A 13,275-nucleotide genomic window follows, 5' to 3' on the forward strand; every position below is an offset into this window, starting at 1 on the left:
ACGGTGGTAAGACTGCCTGTCTGACAGAAACAAGCGAAAGCAGATTTCATGGCCTATGAGACGATCATCGTCGAAGTAGAAGACCACGTCGCCCAGATCACCCTCAACCGCCCCGATGCCCTGAATGCGCTGAACGATCAGCTGCTGGGCGAGTTGGTCAGCGCGTTGCAGGAGGCGCAGGGCAACGACAAGGTGCGCTGCATCATCCTGACCGGCTCGGACAAGGCTTTTGCGGCGGGCGCCGACGTCAAGATGATGTCGGACAAGACCTTTGTGGAAATGTTCTCCGAGGATTTCTTCGGCGCGCAGCATGATGCGATCACCCGCATCCGCAAGCCGATCATCGCCGCCGTGTCGGGCTATGCGCTGGGCGGCGGGTGCGAATTGGCGATGATGTGCGATTTCATCATCGCCTCCGACACCGCCAAGTTCGGCCAGCCGGAGATCAACCTTGGCATCATGGCCGGGCTGGGTGGCTCGCAGCGCCTGACGCGGTTCATCGGCAAGTCCAAGGCGATGGACATGAACCTGACCGGGCGCTTCATGGATGCCGAGGAGGCCGAGCGCGCGGGGCTGGTCAGCCGCGTCGTGCCGGTCAAGAAGCTGAACGAGGAAGCGCGCGCGGCTGCGGCCAAGATCACCGAGAAATCGATGATCTCCGTTGTGGCCGTCAAGGAGGCCGTGAACCGCAGCTATGAGACGACGCTGGCCGAGGGCCTGTTGTTCGAGCGGCGCGTGTTCCACTCGCTTTTCGCGACCGAGGACCAGGCCGAGGGCATGGCCGCGTTCAAGGAAAAACGGCAGGCTCAGTTCCGGGACAAGTAGCCTCATCGCGGCTCAGCGCGCGGCGCAGCAATGCGCTGCGCCGATCCTCGATGCAGACGCGCGCCGGATGCATGGGCGCCGGACCTCTCATCTCCGGCATCAGTGCGATGATTTCAGCCTGCGTTTCCGGCGCATCGCGGCTGGTGACCAGATAGCTTTCGCTCTGCAGGCCGTCACCCCAGATCACCTCGTGCCGGTCAAAGGCCAGATGATAATAGGTCACATCCTGCGCCGCCTGATCGGGCCGGATCGTCGTGTCGTTCGTCAGTTTCTTGACCGGCACCAGCACTTCCTCCTCTCCGAACAGCAGGGCCGCGCGCCAGTCCCGCACCAGCACCCTATGTTGCGGGGACAGGGCGGTCTCACGAACCGGACTGTTTGCTCCGAAAGCCCCGCGCGCGATCACGATGGGCCGGAACTCCGGCCGCAGCATCAGAACCGTGGCCGGCAGGAAGGTGCGCCCGATCCGGCGCACGGGCTGCGCCCCGTGATCGGCCGTCATCACCAGATCACCAGGGGCCAGCCGGGTGATCGGCACCTCGCCCTTGGGGGTCAGGATGCGGGTCTGCGCGGTAAAGCAGGGCGGCGTGGCGAGCGATGAATAGGCATGACTGGGCCCCTCGCGCGTGCCGATGACGGTCAGCGGAACATCGCGCGGCGGGAAGCCGCCCACGCCGCCGACGAAGGCCAGCCCCTCGACGGTGGCATAGCTCGCGCCGCCGCCGCCCTCGTTGATGTTGAAGCCCAGCACCGTATAGGTATTCCCGTCCGGATCGCGCAAGGTCAGCTGGTATTCCGCCTCGACGCGGGCGCCATCGGGATAGGCCCGGCCGTCATAGGTCTGCGCCCCGCTCAGCGTCTGAGATGAATCGCTGTCGGCGAAATTCGTGTCGCCGCTGCTGTCGAAAACATCGATCGCCTCCCACGCGTTGGAGGTCAGCGTGATCGTGAGCCCCGCCAGGTGCGAGCCGTCACCTTGGGTAATTCCCGACAGCTGGCCGCCGCCCGAGATGTCAATCTGCGATTCGCCCAAGGTATAGATCGTGTTCACCGGCATGCGCTGCTCCAATACTGCGGTTTTGTCTCAATTGCCGGACAAATCGGGCGATGATGCGGAGAGCATGCGGCGATAGCGCGGTTTTAAAGGGTTGCAAGGGGCGGGCCGCGGCAGTAAAGACCACCGCTATACATGCGCGCGATGCCCGCTCAGGCAAGAATCATCTTCGGTGCGGCCGAAGTGCCCGTCGGTGTCGTACTGCATGAATTTTGGATAAAGACACCGGATCGAAGGTAGAATTCTCATGGCAAATACGCCTCAGTCGAAAAAACGCGCGCGTCAGAACGATGCCCGCCTGACCGTGAACAAGGCCCGTCGCTCGCGTATCCGTACATACCTGCGCAAGGTCGAGGAAGCGATCGCTTCGGGCGACAAGGAAGCGGCAACCGCAGCCCTGCGCGCGGCCCAGCCCGAGCTGATGCGCGGCGTCACCAAGGGCGTGTTCCACAAGAACACAGCCGCCCGCAAGATGTCGCGCCTGTCCAGCCGCGTCAAAGCGATCGCCTGACATTAACCATCAGAAATCAAACGGTAAAAGGGCGCCCGCAACGGGGCGCCTTTTTGTTTTGTGCCGCCTTTGCACGGGCCGGAGATTCTTTTCATGCAAAATCAGAGTCAAGATAGAAGATAGGTTGCCGGCCCGCTCATCCAGAGGCTAACTTGAGCCTGCGATTCACGCTTGGGGGGACAGGCTGATTCCGGTGACGGGCCTTTGGGGGGCCATGACGCTGGCGTCTTTTCGGGAAAATCCCGGCATGTCCAAATAAAGCATATCGACGACCATCGCGCAGCTGCGGGCGAAGCCTGCCGTGCGGATGAGTTGCGTCGTGCCTGACATCGGTCCGGAATGGGCAGATGGGTCTGCTGCGTCCACGCAGCGGGACGGGTATGCTTTGCCTCGGGTCGAGGGTCGCTTCGTGCGCCGGGCCAGACAGGGCCCTGCGCGTTCTTGGAAATGCGAGCTGCGGAACGGACAGGCATGACACAGGATCAATGGGGCAGGCTGAAGCAGGACCTTCTCAAGTCGGTCGGCAAGAGCAACTTCAAAAGCTGGATCGAACCGCTCGAGCTTTCGCATCTGGAAGAAGGTGTCGCGACGTTCGCCGTCCCCACCAGCTTTGTCGGCAATTACGTCTCGCAGAAATATGGCGACCAGATCCTCTATCATGTGCAGAGCGTCTCGCCGGAAATCCGCCGTGTGCATTTTCAGGTGCCCGGCAATCAGGCGCGCCGCCCGGCGCAGGCCCGTCCCGCTGCCGCGCCGGCCGAGCCTGCCATCCGTCGCGATCCGATGATGCCCGCCGCCCCGCTGGACAAGCGGTTCACCTTTGACACATTCGTCGTCGGCAAGCCGAACGAGCTGGCCCATGCCGCCGCCAAGCGCGTCGCCAGTGGCGGGCCCGTCACGTTCAATCCGCTGTTCCTGTATGGCGGCGTTGGCCTGGGCAAGACGCACCTGATGCACGCCATTGCGTGGGAGCTGTCCGAGCGCCAGCCTGAGCTGAACGTGGTCTACCTGTCGGCCGAGCAGTTCATGTATCGCTTCGTGCAGGCCCTGCGCGAGCGCAAGATGATGGATTTCAAATCCATGTTCCGCGCCGTCGATGTGCTGATGGTGGATGATGTGCAATTCATCGCCGGAAAGGAAAGCACGCAGGAGGAATTCTTTCACACCTTCAACGCTTTGGTCGATGGCGGCAAGCAGATCATCATCTCGGCCGACCGCGCGCCGGGCGAGATCGAGAACCTTGAGGAACGCATCAAGTCGCGCTTGCAATGCGGTCTGGTCGTGGATCTGCATCCCACCAATTACGAGCTGCGCCTTGGCATCCTGCAATCCAAGGTCGAGTATTACCGCACGCAATATCCCGGCCTGCAACTGGCCGATGGCGTTCTGGAATTTCTCGCCATGCGCATCACGAAAAACGTGCGCGTTCTGGAAGGCGCGCTGACCCGGCTTTTTGCCTTTGCCTCGCTGGTCGGCCACGAGATCACGCTGGAGCTGACGCAGGATTGCCTGGCCGATGTGCTGCGCAGCAGCGAGCGGCAGGTGACGATCGAAGAGATCCAGCGCCAGGTGTCGGATCATTTCAACATCCGCCTGAGCGATCTGATCGGCCCCAAGCGTGTGCGCGTCTTTGCCCGCCCGCGGCAGGTGGCCATGTATCTGGCGAAACAGATGACCTCGCGCAGCCTGCCCGAGATCGGGCGCCGCTTTGGCGGGCGCGATCATACCACCGTCATGCACGGGGTGCGCCGCATCGACGAGCTGCGCGTCACCGACAGCCAGATCGCCGAGGACCTGGAATTGCTGCGCCGCACGCTGGAGGCATGAGGCGCGGCCGCGCTTGACGGCTTTGGCTTTCCGCTTCACAAAGCGCATAATTCGCTTGCGCCGCAGGGCGGTGTTGCTACCGTGCCGGTCCCGGCGCGGCGTCGGCACCTTAAGGGAGGATGGGCATGAAGCTCAGCATCGAACGCGGAACATTGCTCAAGGCCGTCGCGCAGGCGCAATCGGTCGTCGAGCGGCGCAATACCATCCCGATCCTCGCCAACGTGCTGATCGAGGCCGAGGGCGAGACGGTCAATTTCCGCGCCACCGACCTGGATATCGAGGTCAGTGACAAGGCGCTCGCACAGGTCGAGCGGGCCGGGTCGACCACCGTGTCGGCCGTGACGCTGCACGAAATCGTGCGCAAGCTGCCCGACGGCGCGCTTGTCACGCTGGCCGATGACGGCACTGCCGGGCGCCTGACGGTCGAGGCGGGGCGCTCGAACTTCAACCTTGCGACATTGCCGAAAGAGGATTTTCCGGTGATGGCATCCTCGGAATATGCCAGCAACTTCTCGGCCAAGGCGCCGGTTCTGCGGCGGCTGTTCGACAAGTCGAAATTCGCGATTTCCACCGAAGAGACGCGCTATTACCTCAACGGCGTCTATATGCATGTGGCCCAGGCCGACGGCGGCAAGGTGCTGCGCTGCGTGGCCACCGATGGCCACCGCCTTGCCCGCATCGACGCGGACCTGCCCGAAGGGGCCGAGGATATGCCCGGCGTCATCGTCCCGCGCAAGACCGTGGGCGAGCTGCGCAAGCTGCTGGAAGATGACGACATGATGATCGCGGTGTCGGTCAGCGAGACCAAGGTGCGCTTTGCCACGCCGAACATCACGCTGACATCCAAGGTCATCGACGGCACATTCCCCGACTACACCCGCGTCATCCCGCAGGGCAACACCCGCAAGATGGAGGTGGACGCCGCCGAGTTCGCGCAAGCCGTGGACCGCGTGGCGACCGTCAGCTCCGAACGCTCGCGCGCGGTCAAGCTGTCGCTGGACGAGGACCGGCTGATTCTGTCGGTCAACGCCCCCGACAGCGGCGCCGCCGAAGAGGAGCTGGCCGTCGCCTATGGCGACGAGCGGCTGGAGATCGGATTCAACGCGAAATATCTGCTGGAAATCGCCAGCCAGGTGGATCGCGAAAACGCGGTGTTCCTGTTCAACTCCGCCGGCGATCCGACCTTGATGCGCGAAGGCAATGATCAAAGCGCCGTTTACGTCGTCATGCCGATGCGCGTGTGACGCGGGCCGGGCCCGAGCGTTCCTGGAACGATGAAAGCCGGTGAATGGCTGGCCTTCATCTGTCCTCTCTGACCCTGTCGCATTTTCGATCGCATAAATCGGCCGCGCTGGCGCTCGACGGGCGGCCCATCGCCATTCACGGGCCGAACGGCGCGGGCAAGACCAACCTGATCGAGGCCGTTTCCCTGTTCTCGCCCGGCCGCGGCATGCGGCGGGCGGCGGCGCAGGACATGGTCCGGCGGCCCGAAGCGCTGGGGTGGAAAGTGACGGGCGTTCTGCATTCCCTTTCGCAGAGCCACGAGATCGAAATATGGGCCGAAAACGGCGGCACGCGGCAATTGCGGATCGACGGCAAGGCCGCGGCGCAGCTGGCGCTGGGGCGGATTGCCCGCGTGCTGTGGCTGGTGCCGTCGATGGACCGGCTCTGGATCGAGGGGGCCGAGGGGCGGCGGCGGTTTCTGGACCGCGTCACGATGAGCTTCATCCCCTCCCATGCCGATGCGGTCCTTGATTTCGACAAGGCGATGCGCGAGCGCAATCGCCTGCTGAAGGACCAGGTGCGCGATGCGCATTGGTATCTTGCGCTGGAGGCGCAGATGGCCCGCCGCGGTGCCGAGATAGATGCCGCGCGGCGCGCCGCGCTGACCGAATTGCACCGCGCCCAAAGCGAGGCCGAGACGGCCTTTCCCGTGGCCGAGCTGGAGTTGACGGCCACCGATGGCGAGATGCCGGAGGGCGCCGATGATTACCGCGCCGCGCTGGCCGAGAGCCGTTTTCGCGATCTGGTCGCCGGGCGCACCTTGATCGGGCCGCATCGGGCGGATCTGCACGGCGTCTATGCGGCCAAGGGCGTGCCCGCGCGCGATTGCTCGACCGGCGAGCAGAAGGCGTTGCTGGTGTCGCTGATCCTGGCCAATGCGCGGGCGCTGGCGAAATCCTTTGGCGCGCCGCCCATCCTGCTGCTGGACGAGGTTGCCGCCCACCTGGATGCAGGCCGCCGCGCCGCGCTTTACGCCGAGATTTGCGCCTTGGGCGCGCAGGCCTGGATGACAGGCACCGGGCCGGAGCTGTTCGCCGAACTGGGCGATCGCGCGCAGCATGTGGAGGTCACGGAAGAGGCCGGAATTTCGCATGTCTCGCCTTTGTGATCGTGGGCGCGAAACGGCGTATACCTGCGTGACATCCCTCTGCGGATTCCTTATAAACTAACAAAATCACTGGGGAAATTTCGCATGTCCGAGGCAGTTGTCGCGCCCGAAGAATACGGCGCCGATTCCATCAAGGTTCTCAAGGGCTTGGATGCCGTGCGCAAGCGTCCGGGTATGTATATCGGCGATACCGACGATGGCTCGGGCTTGCATCACATGGTGTATGAGGTCGTCGATAACGGCATCGACGAGGCGCTGGCAGGCCATGCCGACCGCGTGACCGTGACGATCCACGCCGACAGCTCGGTTTCGGTCAGCGATAACGGGCGCGGCATCCCCGTGGCGATCCACGAGGAAGAGGGCGTTTCGGCCGCCGAGGTCATCATGACTCAGCTGCATGCGGGCGGCAAATTCGATCAGAACTCCTACAAGGTATCGGGCGGTCTGCACGGCGTCGGCGTGTCCGTCGTGAACGCGCTCAGCGATTGGCTGGAGTTGCGCGTGTGGCGCAACGACAAGGAGCATATCGCGCGCTTCGAGCGCGGCGATACCGTGAAACATCTGGAGGTTGTCGGCCCGGCGAATGGCCGCAAGGGGACCGAGGTGCGGTTTCTCGCCTCGACCGAGACATTTTCGAACCTGAACTACAGCTTCGAGACGCTGGAAAAGCGTCTGCGCGAGCTTGCGTTCCTCAACTCCGGCGTGCGTATCCTGCTGCGCGACGAGCGCCCAGAAGAGCCGCTGGAAAGCGAGCTGCATTACGAAGGCGGCGTGCGCGAATTCGTCAAGTATCTGGACCGGCACAAGACGGCGATGCTGCCCGACCCGATCTTTATCGTGGGCGAGCGCGACGATATCGGCGTCGAGGTGGCGATGTGGTGGAATGACAGCTATCACGAGACGGTGCTGCCCTTTACCAACAACATCCCGCAGCGGGACGGCGGAGCGCATCTGGCCGGTTTTCGCGGCGCCCTGACGCGCACGATCAACAGCTACGCCCAGACCAGCGGCATCGCCAAGAAGGAAAAGGTGAACTTCACCGGCGACGATGCGCGCGAGGGGCTGACATGCGTGCTGTCGGTCAAGGTGCCTGATCCGAAATTCTCCAGCCAAACCAAGGACAAGCTGGTCTCGTCCGAGGTGCGCCCGGCGGTCGAGAACCTGGTGTCTGAAAAGCTGGCCGAGTGGTTCGAGGAAAATCCGAACGAGGCCAAGATCATCACGTCGAAGATCGTCGAGGCGGCGCTGGCCCGCGAGGCGGCGCGAAAGGCGCGCGAGCTGACGCGGCGCAAATCGGCGATGGATGTGAACTATCTGGCCGGAAAGCTCAAGGATTGCTCGGAAAAGGATCCGGCCAAGACCGAAGTGTTCCTCGTCGAGGGTGACAGCGCCGGCGGCAGTGCCCAGACGGGGCGTGACCGCAGCACGCAGGCGATCCTGCCGCTCAAGGGCAAGATCCTGAATGTGGAGCGCGCGCGCTTTGACCGGATGCTGGGTTCTCAGGAGATCGGCAACCTCGTGATGGCCCTCGGCACCGGCATCGGGCGGGACGAGTTCAACATCGACAAGCTGCGCTACCACAAGATCGTCATCATGACCGATGCCGACGTGGACGGCGCGCATATCCGCACGCTTCTGCTGACGTTCTTTTACAGGCAGATGCCGGAACTCATTGAAAACGGGCATCTTTATATCGCGCAGCCGCCGCTTTACAAGGTGACGCGCGGCAAGTCCGAGGTATACCTCAAGGACGAGGCCGCGATGCAGGACTACCTGATCGAACAGGGCGTCGAAGGCGTCACGTTGCGGCAGGGCAATGGCGAGGAAATCGCCGGGCAGGATCTGGCCCGCGTGGTCGATATGGCGCGCCAGTTGCGCCGCGTGCTGGACGCGTTTCCCACGCATTATCCGCGCCACATTCTGGAACAAGCCGCCATCGCCGGTGCCTTTGCGCCCGGCGCGGTCGAGGCCGATCTGCAAGGCGTTGCGGACCGCGTTGCCGAGCGTCTGAACCTGATCGCGCTTGAATACGAGCGCGGCTGGCAGGGTCGGATCACGCAGGATCACGGTATCCGGCTGGCCCGTATCCTGCGCGGCGTCGAAGAGGTGCGCACCTTGGATGGCCCCGTCCTGCGCGGCGTCGATGCCAAGCGCACGGGCAGCTTTACCCAGGCGCTTCAGGACGTCTACAACCTGCCGGCCAAGCTGATGCGCAAGGATCGCACGCAGATGATCTACGGCCCGCTCGATCTGCTGAACGCCATTCTTGCGGAGGGCGAAAAGGGTCTGTCGCTTCAGCGCTACAAGGGGCTGGGCGAGATGAACCCCAACCAGCTTTGGGAGACGACGCTGGACCCCGAGGCGCGCACGCTGCTTCAGGTCAAGGTGGATGACGTGGCCGAAGCCGACGATCTGTTCACCAAGCTGATGGGCGATGTGGTGGAGCCGCGCCGCGAATTCATCCAGCAAAACGCGCTGAATGTGGAAAACCTCGACTTCTGATTTATGCAACCGGAATGTGCGGGGCGCGGCAAGGCAGCTTGCCGCGCCCTTTGCTTTTGGCGCTGGCGCGTCAGTCCAGCTCCTGAACGCCGCCGCCTGACACGGTCAGGATCTGGCCGCTGATCCATGATGCGGCGGGTGACGACAGAAACAGCGCCGCATTGGCAATGTCTTCGGGCTCGCCGAGGCGCTTGATCGGTGTGTGCTCCAGCATCTTCTGCTTGATCTCGTCGTTCAGGACCGATTCCAGCGCCGCTGTGCGCGTGGCGCCGGGGGCGATGCCGTTCACGCGGATGCCCTTCGGCCCCAGATCAAAGGCGATGTTGCGCACCAGATGGCTGGTTGCGGCCTTGGAGGATCCATAGGCGGCCATGCGCTTGTTCTTGTTCTCCGCTGCCATCGAGGTGATCGCGATGATCGACCCGCCTCCGGCCTTTTCCATTTCCGGCGCGGCAAGCTGGGCCAGACGAAACAGCGAAAAGACGTTCAGATCGAAGGCGCCGCGAAAATCGCCCATCGGCATGTCGAAGGGTTTGGGCCCGCCGCCGCCCGCATTGCTGACAAGGATCGTGAGCTTGCCGAAGGTCTGGACCGTCTGCGTCACGAGTGCCGCGAGCGCCTCCTCGTCGGTGACATCACAGGCAGCTGCCGCAGCATGGCCGCCCTCGGCCTTGATGTCCTCTGCCACGCGCTCTGCGGTGTCCAGATCCAGATCGCTGACCATCACAGACGCGCCTGCGGCCGCATATGTCAGCGCGATCGCGCGCCCGATACCGGCGCCCGCGCCGGTTATGACGGCCACATGGCCGTCCAGTCGGAAATCTGCCGGATCGTACATCAACGTGGCTCCTTATTTTTATTCCTTATGGGTGCTAGATAGTGGTGCGGCTGGCTATTTCATCCCGCACGCGCGGATCGGGCCCTGCAAGCGCGTGCCGCGGCGGCGCGGGTGCGGGCGTTTTGCATCTGGGATATCTCCGCGTTATATGTTCTGAAGCGCGTCTGGAGGCATTTCTGACCGTGATCACCGAGTATTCAGCAAGCGCGCGAGTGGCGCACACCGTCCCGCATCCGCCCTTGCGCACCTTCCGGACCGGGGGGCGCTAGGCCGTGGCGATCCTGTCGTTTCTGCTCAACCTCAGCGGTTCGGTCATGTTGCTGCTCTTTGCGGTGCGCATGGTGCGCACCGGGATCGAGCGCAGCTTTGGCGCGTCTTTCCAGCGCTGGCTGACCGACAGCACCAGCCTGACAGGATCGGGGGCGACGGGAGTGATGCTGGCGCTGATCCTGCAAAGCTCGGCCGCGGTGGCGCTGCTGACGTCGGGTTTCGCGGCGGCAGGGTATCTGGCCTTTCCGGCGGGATTGGCGGTGGTGCTGGGCGGCGATCTGGGCTCGGCGTTGATTATCCAGGTGCTGTCATTCCGGCTGGATTGGTTGATCCCGCTTCTGCTGACGGTCGGCGGCTTCCTGTTCGTCAAGACCGATGGCCGACGCTGGCGGCAGGCCGGGCGGATCCTGATGGGGGTTGCCTTCATCCTGATATCGCTGCAACTTTTGCGGCAGACGATGGAGCCGATCAACGACAGCGCGTTCCTTCCGGCCATCGCCGAATACCTTGCGCGCGATTTCATCACCGCGTTTCTGGTGGGCGCCGCGCTGGCCTTCGTGATGCATTCCAGCGTGGCGGCGGTGCTGATGTGCGTGACGCTGGTGCATATTGGCGCGCTCCCCTTTGCCGCCGGTCTGTCGCTTGTGCTGGGCGCCAACCTGGGCAGCGCGGGCATTCCGGTCTATCTGACGCGCGGGATGGGGGTGGACGGGCGGCGCATTCCCATTGCCAACATGATCCTTCGGGGCACCTGGGCGCTGGCCGCGCTGCTGGTCATCAACCTGGGGTTCGATCCGTCGCATCTGTTGATCGTGTCACCGGGCCAGTCGCTGATTTATGCGCATATCGCCTTCAACCTGACGCTGCTGATCGTCGCGCTGCCGCTGTGCCGCCCGCTTGAGCGGCCGATCCAGGCGCTCATGCCGAGCACGGTGCAGACAGAGCCTGAACGCCATGACGAGATCAGCGTTCTGGATACCGATGTGCTGGACACGCCGCAAATGGCCATCGCCAGCCTGAAGCGCGAGCTTTTGCGCATGATGGGGCTGGTCGAGCGGATGTTCGAGCCGATCCAGTCGCTCTATGAGACCGGCGACAAGGCGCGCATGCGCGCGGTGCGGTTGCAGGACAACGCCGTCAATGCCGCGCTTCTTGAAATCCGGCGCTATGTCGCGGCGATCCCGCTGGACGCCTATACCAAGGACGAGGCAAAGACGGTGCGCAGCCTGATGGAATATGCCATCCGGCTGGAGGCGGCGGGCGATCTGCTGGCGGGGCAGTTCCTGCGCACCGCGGCGGAAAAACGCGACGAACAGGTCACGCTGTCCGCCGAGGGCTGGAGCGAGCTGGTGCATATGTTCGAGGCGGTGCGCGCCAATTTCCGGCTGGCCGGCAACGTGCTGATTTCCGACGATCTGGAGAGCGCGCGCCTCCTGGTCATGGAAAAGACCGAGATCAAGCAAAAGGAACGGCGCAGCCGCAAGCGGCATCTTCAGCGTCTGTCAGACGGGCGCACGGACAGTTTCCAATCCAGCGACGTGCATCTGGAAACGCTGCGCGCGCTGCGCGATCTGAACGGACACATCTCGGCGGTGGCCTATCCGATCCTCTATCGCAACGGCCAGTTGCTGGAAACGCGGCTGATCCGGAACATCGAGGACGAGACCGAGGATTGAGCCATCCCCGGCCCGTCACCGCGTCGGCCAACCATCAGATGATCGCAGTCTCCACATAGGGTTTGCCCGCCGCGATCCGGTCAAAATGGAACGGCGAAAGGTCCAGCGACCGGTATTCGCCATATGTCAGCCATTCCGCCGTGCCGCGCCCCATGGCGGGCGATTGCTGCAGGCCGTGGCCGGAAAATCCGTTGATGAAGAGGAAGTTGGTCAGCTCGGGATGGGGGCCGGTGATGGCGTTGTGATCGAAGGTGTTCATCGCATAATGCCCGGCCCATTCGTGCAGCACCTTTATCGCCTCGAATTGCGGGATGCGCGTGGCGATGGCGGGCCAGACATGGTCCATCCAGATATCACGGTCCATCTGGAAATCATCGGGATCGACGGCGGGGTCGATATCGCTGTGGGCGCCGGCCATGTAGGTGTCGGCGCCGTCTTGCCGGACATGCACGCCGGACGGATCCACCGTCAGCGGCAATTCACGGTCCAGCGGCTGGGAGGCCGAGAAGGTCCAGGTGTAGCGCTTGCGCGGCTCGACAGGGATCTCGATGCCCGCCATCGCCGCGGTCAGCGCGGCGCGGGGACCGCTGGCATTGACCAGCTGGCCGCAGGCGATTGTGCTACCGGAGGCCAGCGTCACGCTCTCGACACGGCCCTTGGCGTGATTGATCGCCACCACCTCGCCCGCCAGAAACTCGACGCCGCGCTCGCGGGCCGAGCGGCGCCACCAGTCAAAGACGGCCATGTAATCCCAATAGCCTTCGTCCTTGGTGTTGATGCTGCCCAGAACGATATCGTCCAGCGCGTAAAACGGGTATTCGGCGGCGATCTGATCGGGGGTCAGCAGGCGCGTTTCGGCGCCCTCGGCAATCTGCACCGCATGGCTGGCGCGCAGCACATCTGCGCCCGCCTCGGTATCGGCAAGGTACATATAGCCGTAATTCTGGATCTTGAGCTGCGGCACGCGGTCGTCGCCGCCCATGTATTCGCGCAGGTTCTGAATGAAATCGGCCCCGAATTGCGAGATGCGCACATTCAGCGCCGAACTGAACTGCTGGCGGATGCAGGAATTCGTGTGCCCGGTCGAGCATTTCTCATAGGTGGGATCGCGATCAATCACCAGGATGCGCCCGTTGAAATCCTTTTGCTCTGTCAGGAACCATGCCGTCGCCGCGCCCATCATGGCGCCTCCGATGATGACGACATCATAACTGTCATGTGTCTGCGTCGAGACATAGCTGTTGGGGGGCATCGCCTGCTCCTTCGTGCGGGGGGTGTCTGAACCGGACCATCACGAGCGGCGCTGGAAAATGCAAGCGTCTGCGTGCGGCATTTCGCCATGAATTTTAACCCGACCAAAAAAGTCGGATTGACATAGTT

At 63.5% G+C, this 13,275-nt stretch carries 10 protein-coding genes; 7 read left to right on the forward strand and 3 right to left on the reverse strand.

What is annotated here, in order from left to right:
* Positions 1-48: 48 nt before the first annotated feature.
* Positions 49-825, forward strand: coding sequence for an acryloyl-CoA hydratase (gene acuK / locus DC366_RS11325; protein WP_108692338.1), 777 nt, complete (start codon positions 49-51; stop codon positions 823-825).
* Here acuK and DC366_RS11330 read toward each other — a convergent pair.
* Complete coding sequence (locus DC366_RS11330; protein ID WP_108692339.1) at positions 788-1,882, reverse strand: Hint domain-containing protein; 1,095 nt, start codon at positions 1,880-1,882, stop codon at positions 788-790. The genes acuK and DC366_RS11330 overlap by 38 nt on opposite strands.
* A gap of 244 nt (positions 1,883-2,126) precedes the next feature.
* On the opposite strand from DC366_RS11330, the gene rpsT reads away from it, so the two are divergent.
* From rpsT to gyrB, 5 genes are all read left to right on the forward strand, one after another.
* Positions 2,127-2,390 (forward strand): 30S ribosomal protein S20, encoded by a 264-nt coding sequence (rpsT, locus tag DC366_RS11335; protein ID WP_108692340.1) that lies wholly within the window; start codon positions 2,127-2,129, stop codon positions 2,388-2,390.
* 471 nt (positions 2,391-2,861) lie between these two features.
* Positions 2,862-4,217 carry a chromosomal replication initiator protein DnaA gene (gene dnaA / locus DC366_RS11340; RefSeq protein ID WP_243405109.1) on the forward strand — a complete coding sequence of 452 codons (1,356 nt, stop codon included), beginning with the start codon at positions 2,862-2,864 and terminating at the stop codon, positions 4,215-4,217.
* A gap of 125 nt (positions 4,218-4,342) precedes the next feature.
* Positions 4,343-5,461, forward strand: a complete 1,119-nt coding sequence (gene dnaN, locus DC366_RS11345; RefSeq protein ID WP_108692553.1) for a DNA polymerase III subunit beta — start codon at positions 4,343-4,345, stop codon at positions 5,459-5,461.
* Positions 5,462-5,505: 44 nt separating this feature from the next.
* Positions 5,506-6,609, forward strand: a complete 1,104-nt coding sequence (gene recF, locus DC366_RS11350) for a DNA replication/repair protein RecF (RefSeq protein ID WP_108692342.1) — start codon at positions 5,506-5,508, stop codon at positions 6,607-6,609.
* An 84-nt stretch (positions 6,610-6,693) separates the two neighbouring features.
* Positions 6,694-9,111, forward strand: coding sequence for a DNA topoisomerase (ATP-hydrolyzing) subunit B (gyrB, locus tag DC366_RS11355; RefSeq protein ID WP_108692343.1), 2,418 nt, complete (start codon positions 6,694-6,696; stop codon positions 9,109-9,111).
* A 70-nt stretch (positions 9,112-9,181) separates the two neighbouring features.
* On the opposite strand, the gene hdhA is transcribed toward gyrB, so the two are convergent.
* Positions 9,182-9,949 (reverse strand): 7-alpha-hydroxysteroid dehydrogenase, encoded by a 768-nt coding sequence (gene hdhA / locus DC366_RS11360; protein ID WP_108692344.1) that lies wholly within the window; start codon positions 9,947-9,949, stop codon positions 9,182-9,184.
* 272 nt (positions 9,950-10,221) lie between these two features.
* Here hdhA and DC366_RS11365 point away from each other — a divergent pair, with 272 nt between their 5' ends.
* Positions 10,222-11,895 (forward strand): Na/Pi cotransporter family protein, encoded by a 1,674-nt coding sequence (locus DC366_RS11365; RefSeq protein ID WP_108692345.1) that lies wholly within the window; start codon positions 10,222-10,224, stop codon positions 11,893-11,895.
* 34 nt (positions 11,896-11,929) lie between these two features.
* Here DC366_RS11365 and DC366_RS11370 read toward each other — a convergent pair whose 3' ends face one another.
* Positions 11,930-13,147, reverse strand: a complete 1,218-nt coding sequence (locus DC366_RS11370) for an NAD(P)/FAD-dependent oxidoreductase (protein ID WP_108692346.1) — start codon at positions 13,145-13,147, stop codon at positions 11,930-11,932.
* Positions 13,148-13,275: the final 128 nt, after the last annotated feature.

The sequence above is a fragment of the Pelagivirga sediminicola genome, assembly GCF_003072125.1.
GTDB classification, from domain to species: domain Bacteria; phylum Pseudomonadota; class Alphaproteobacteria; order Rhodobacterales; family Rhodobacteraceae; genus Roseovarius; species Roseovarius sediminicola.

Coding starts and splice junctions, on each gene's coding strand:
- acuK (WP_108692338.1), top strand. CDS start 49: ATGGCCTATGAGACGATCATCGTCGAAGTAGAAGACCACGTCGCCCAG.
- DC366_RS11330 (WP_108692339.1), bottom strand. CDS start 1,882: ATGCCGGTGAACACGATCTATACCTTGGGCGAATCGCAGATTGACATC.
- rpsT (WP_108692340.1), top strand. CDS start 2,127: ATGGCAAATACGCCTCAGTCGAAAAAACGCGCGCGTCAGAACGATGCC.
- dnaA (WP_243405109.1), top strand. CDS start 2,862: ATGACACAGGATCAATGGGGCAGGCTGAAGCAGGACCTTCTCAAGTCG.
- dnaN (WP_108692553.1), top strand. CDS start 4,343: ATGAAGCTCAGCATCGAACGCGGAACATTGCTCAAGGCCGTCGCGCAG.
- recF (WP_108692342.1), top strand. CDS start 5,506: ATGGCTGGCCTTCATCTGTCCTCTCTGACCCTGTCGCATTTTCGATCG.
- gyrB (WP_108692343.1), top strand. CDS start 6,694: ATGTCCGAGGCAGTTGTCGCGCCCGAAGAATACGGCGCCGATTCCATC.
- hdhA (WP_108692344.1), bottom strand. CDS start 9,949: ATGTACGATCCGGCAGATTTCCGACTGGACGGCCATGTGGCCGTCATA.
- DC366_RS11370 (WP_108692346.1), bottom strand. CDS start 13,147: ATGCCCCCCAACAGCTATGTCTCGACGCAGACACATGACAGTTATGAT.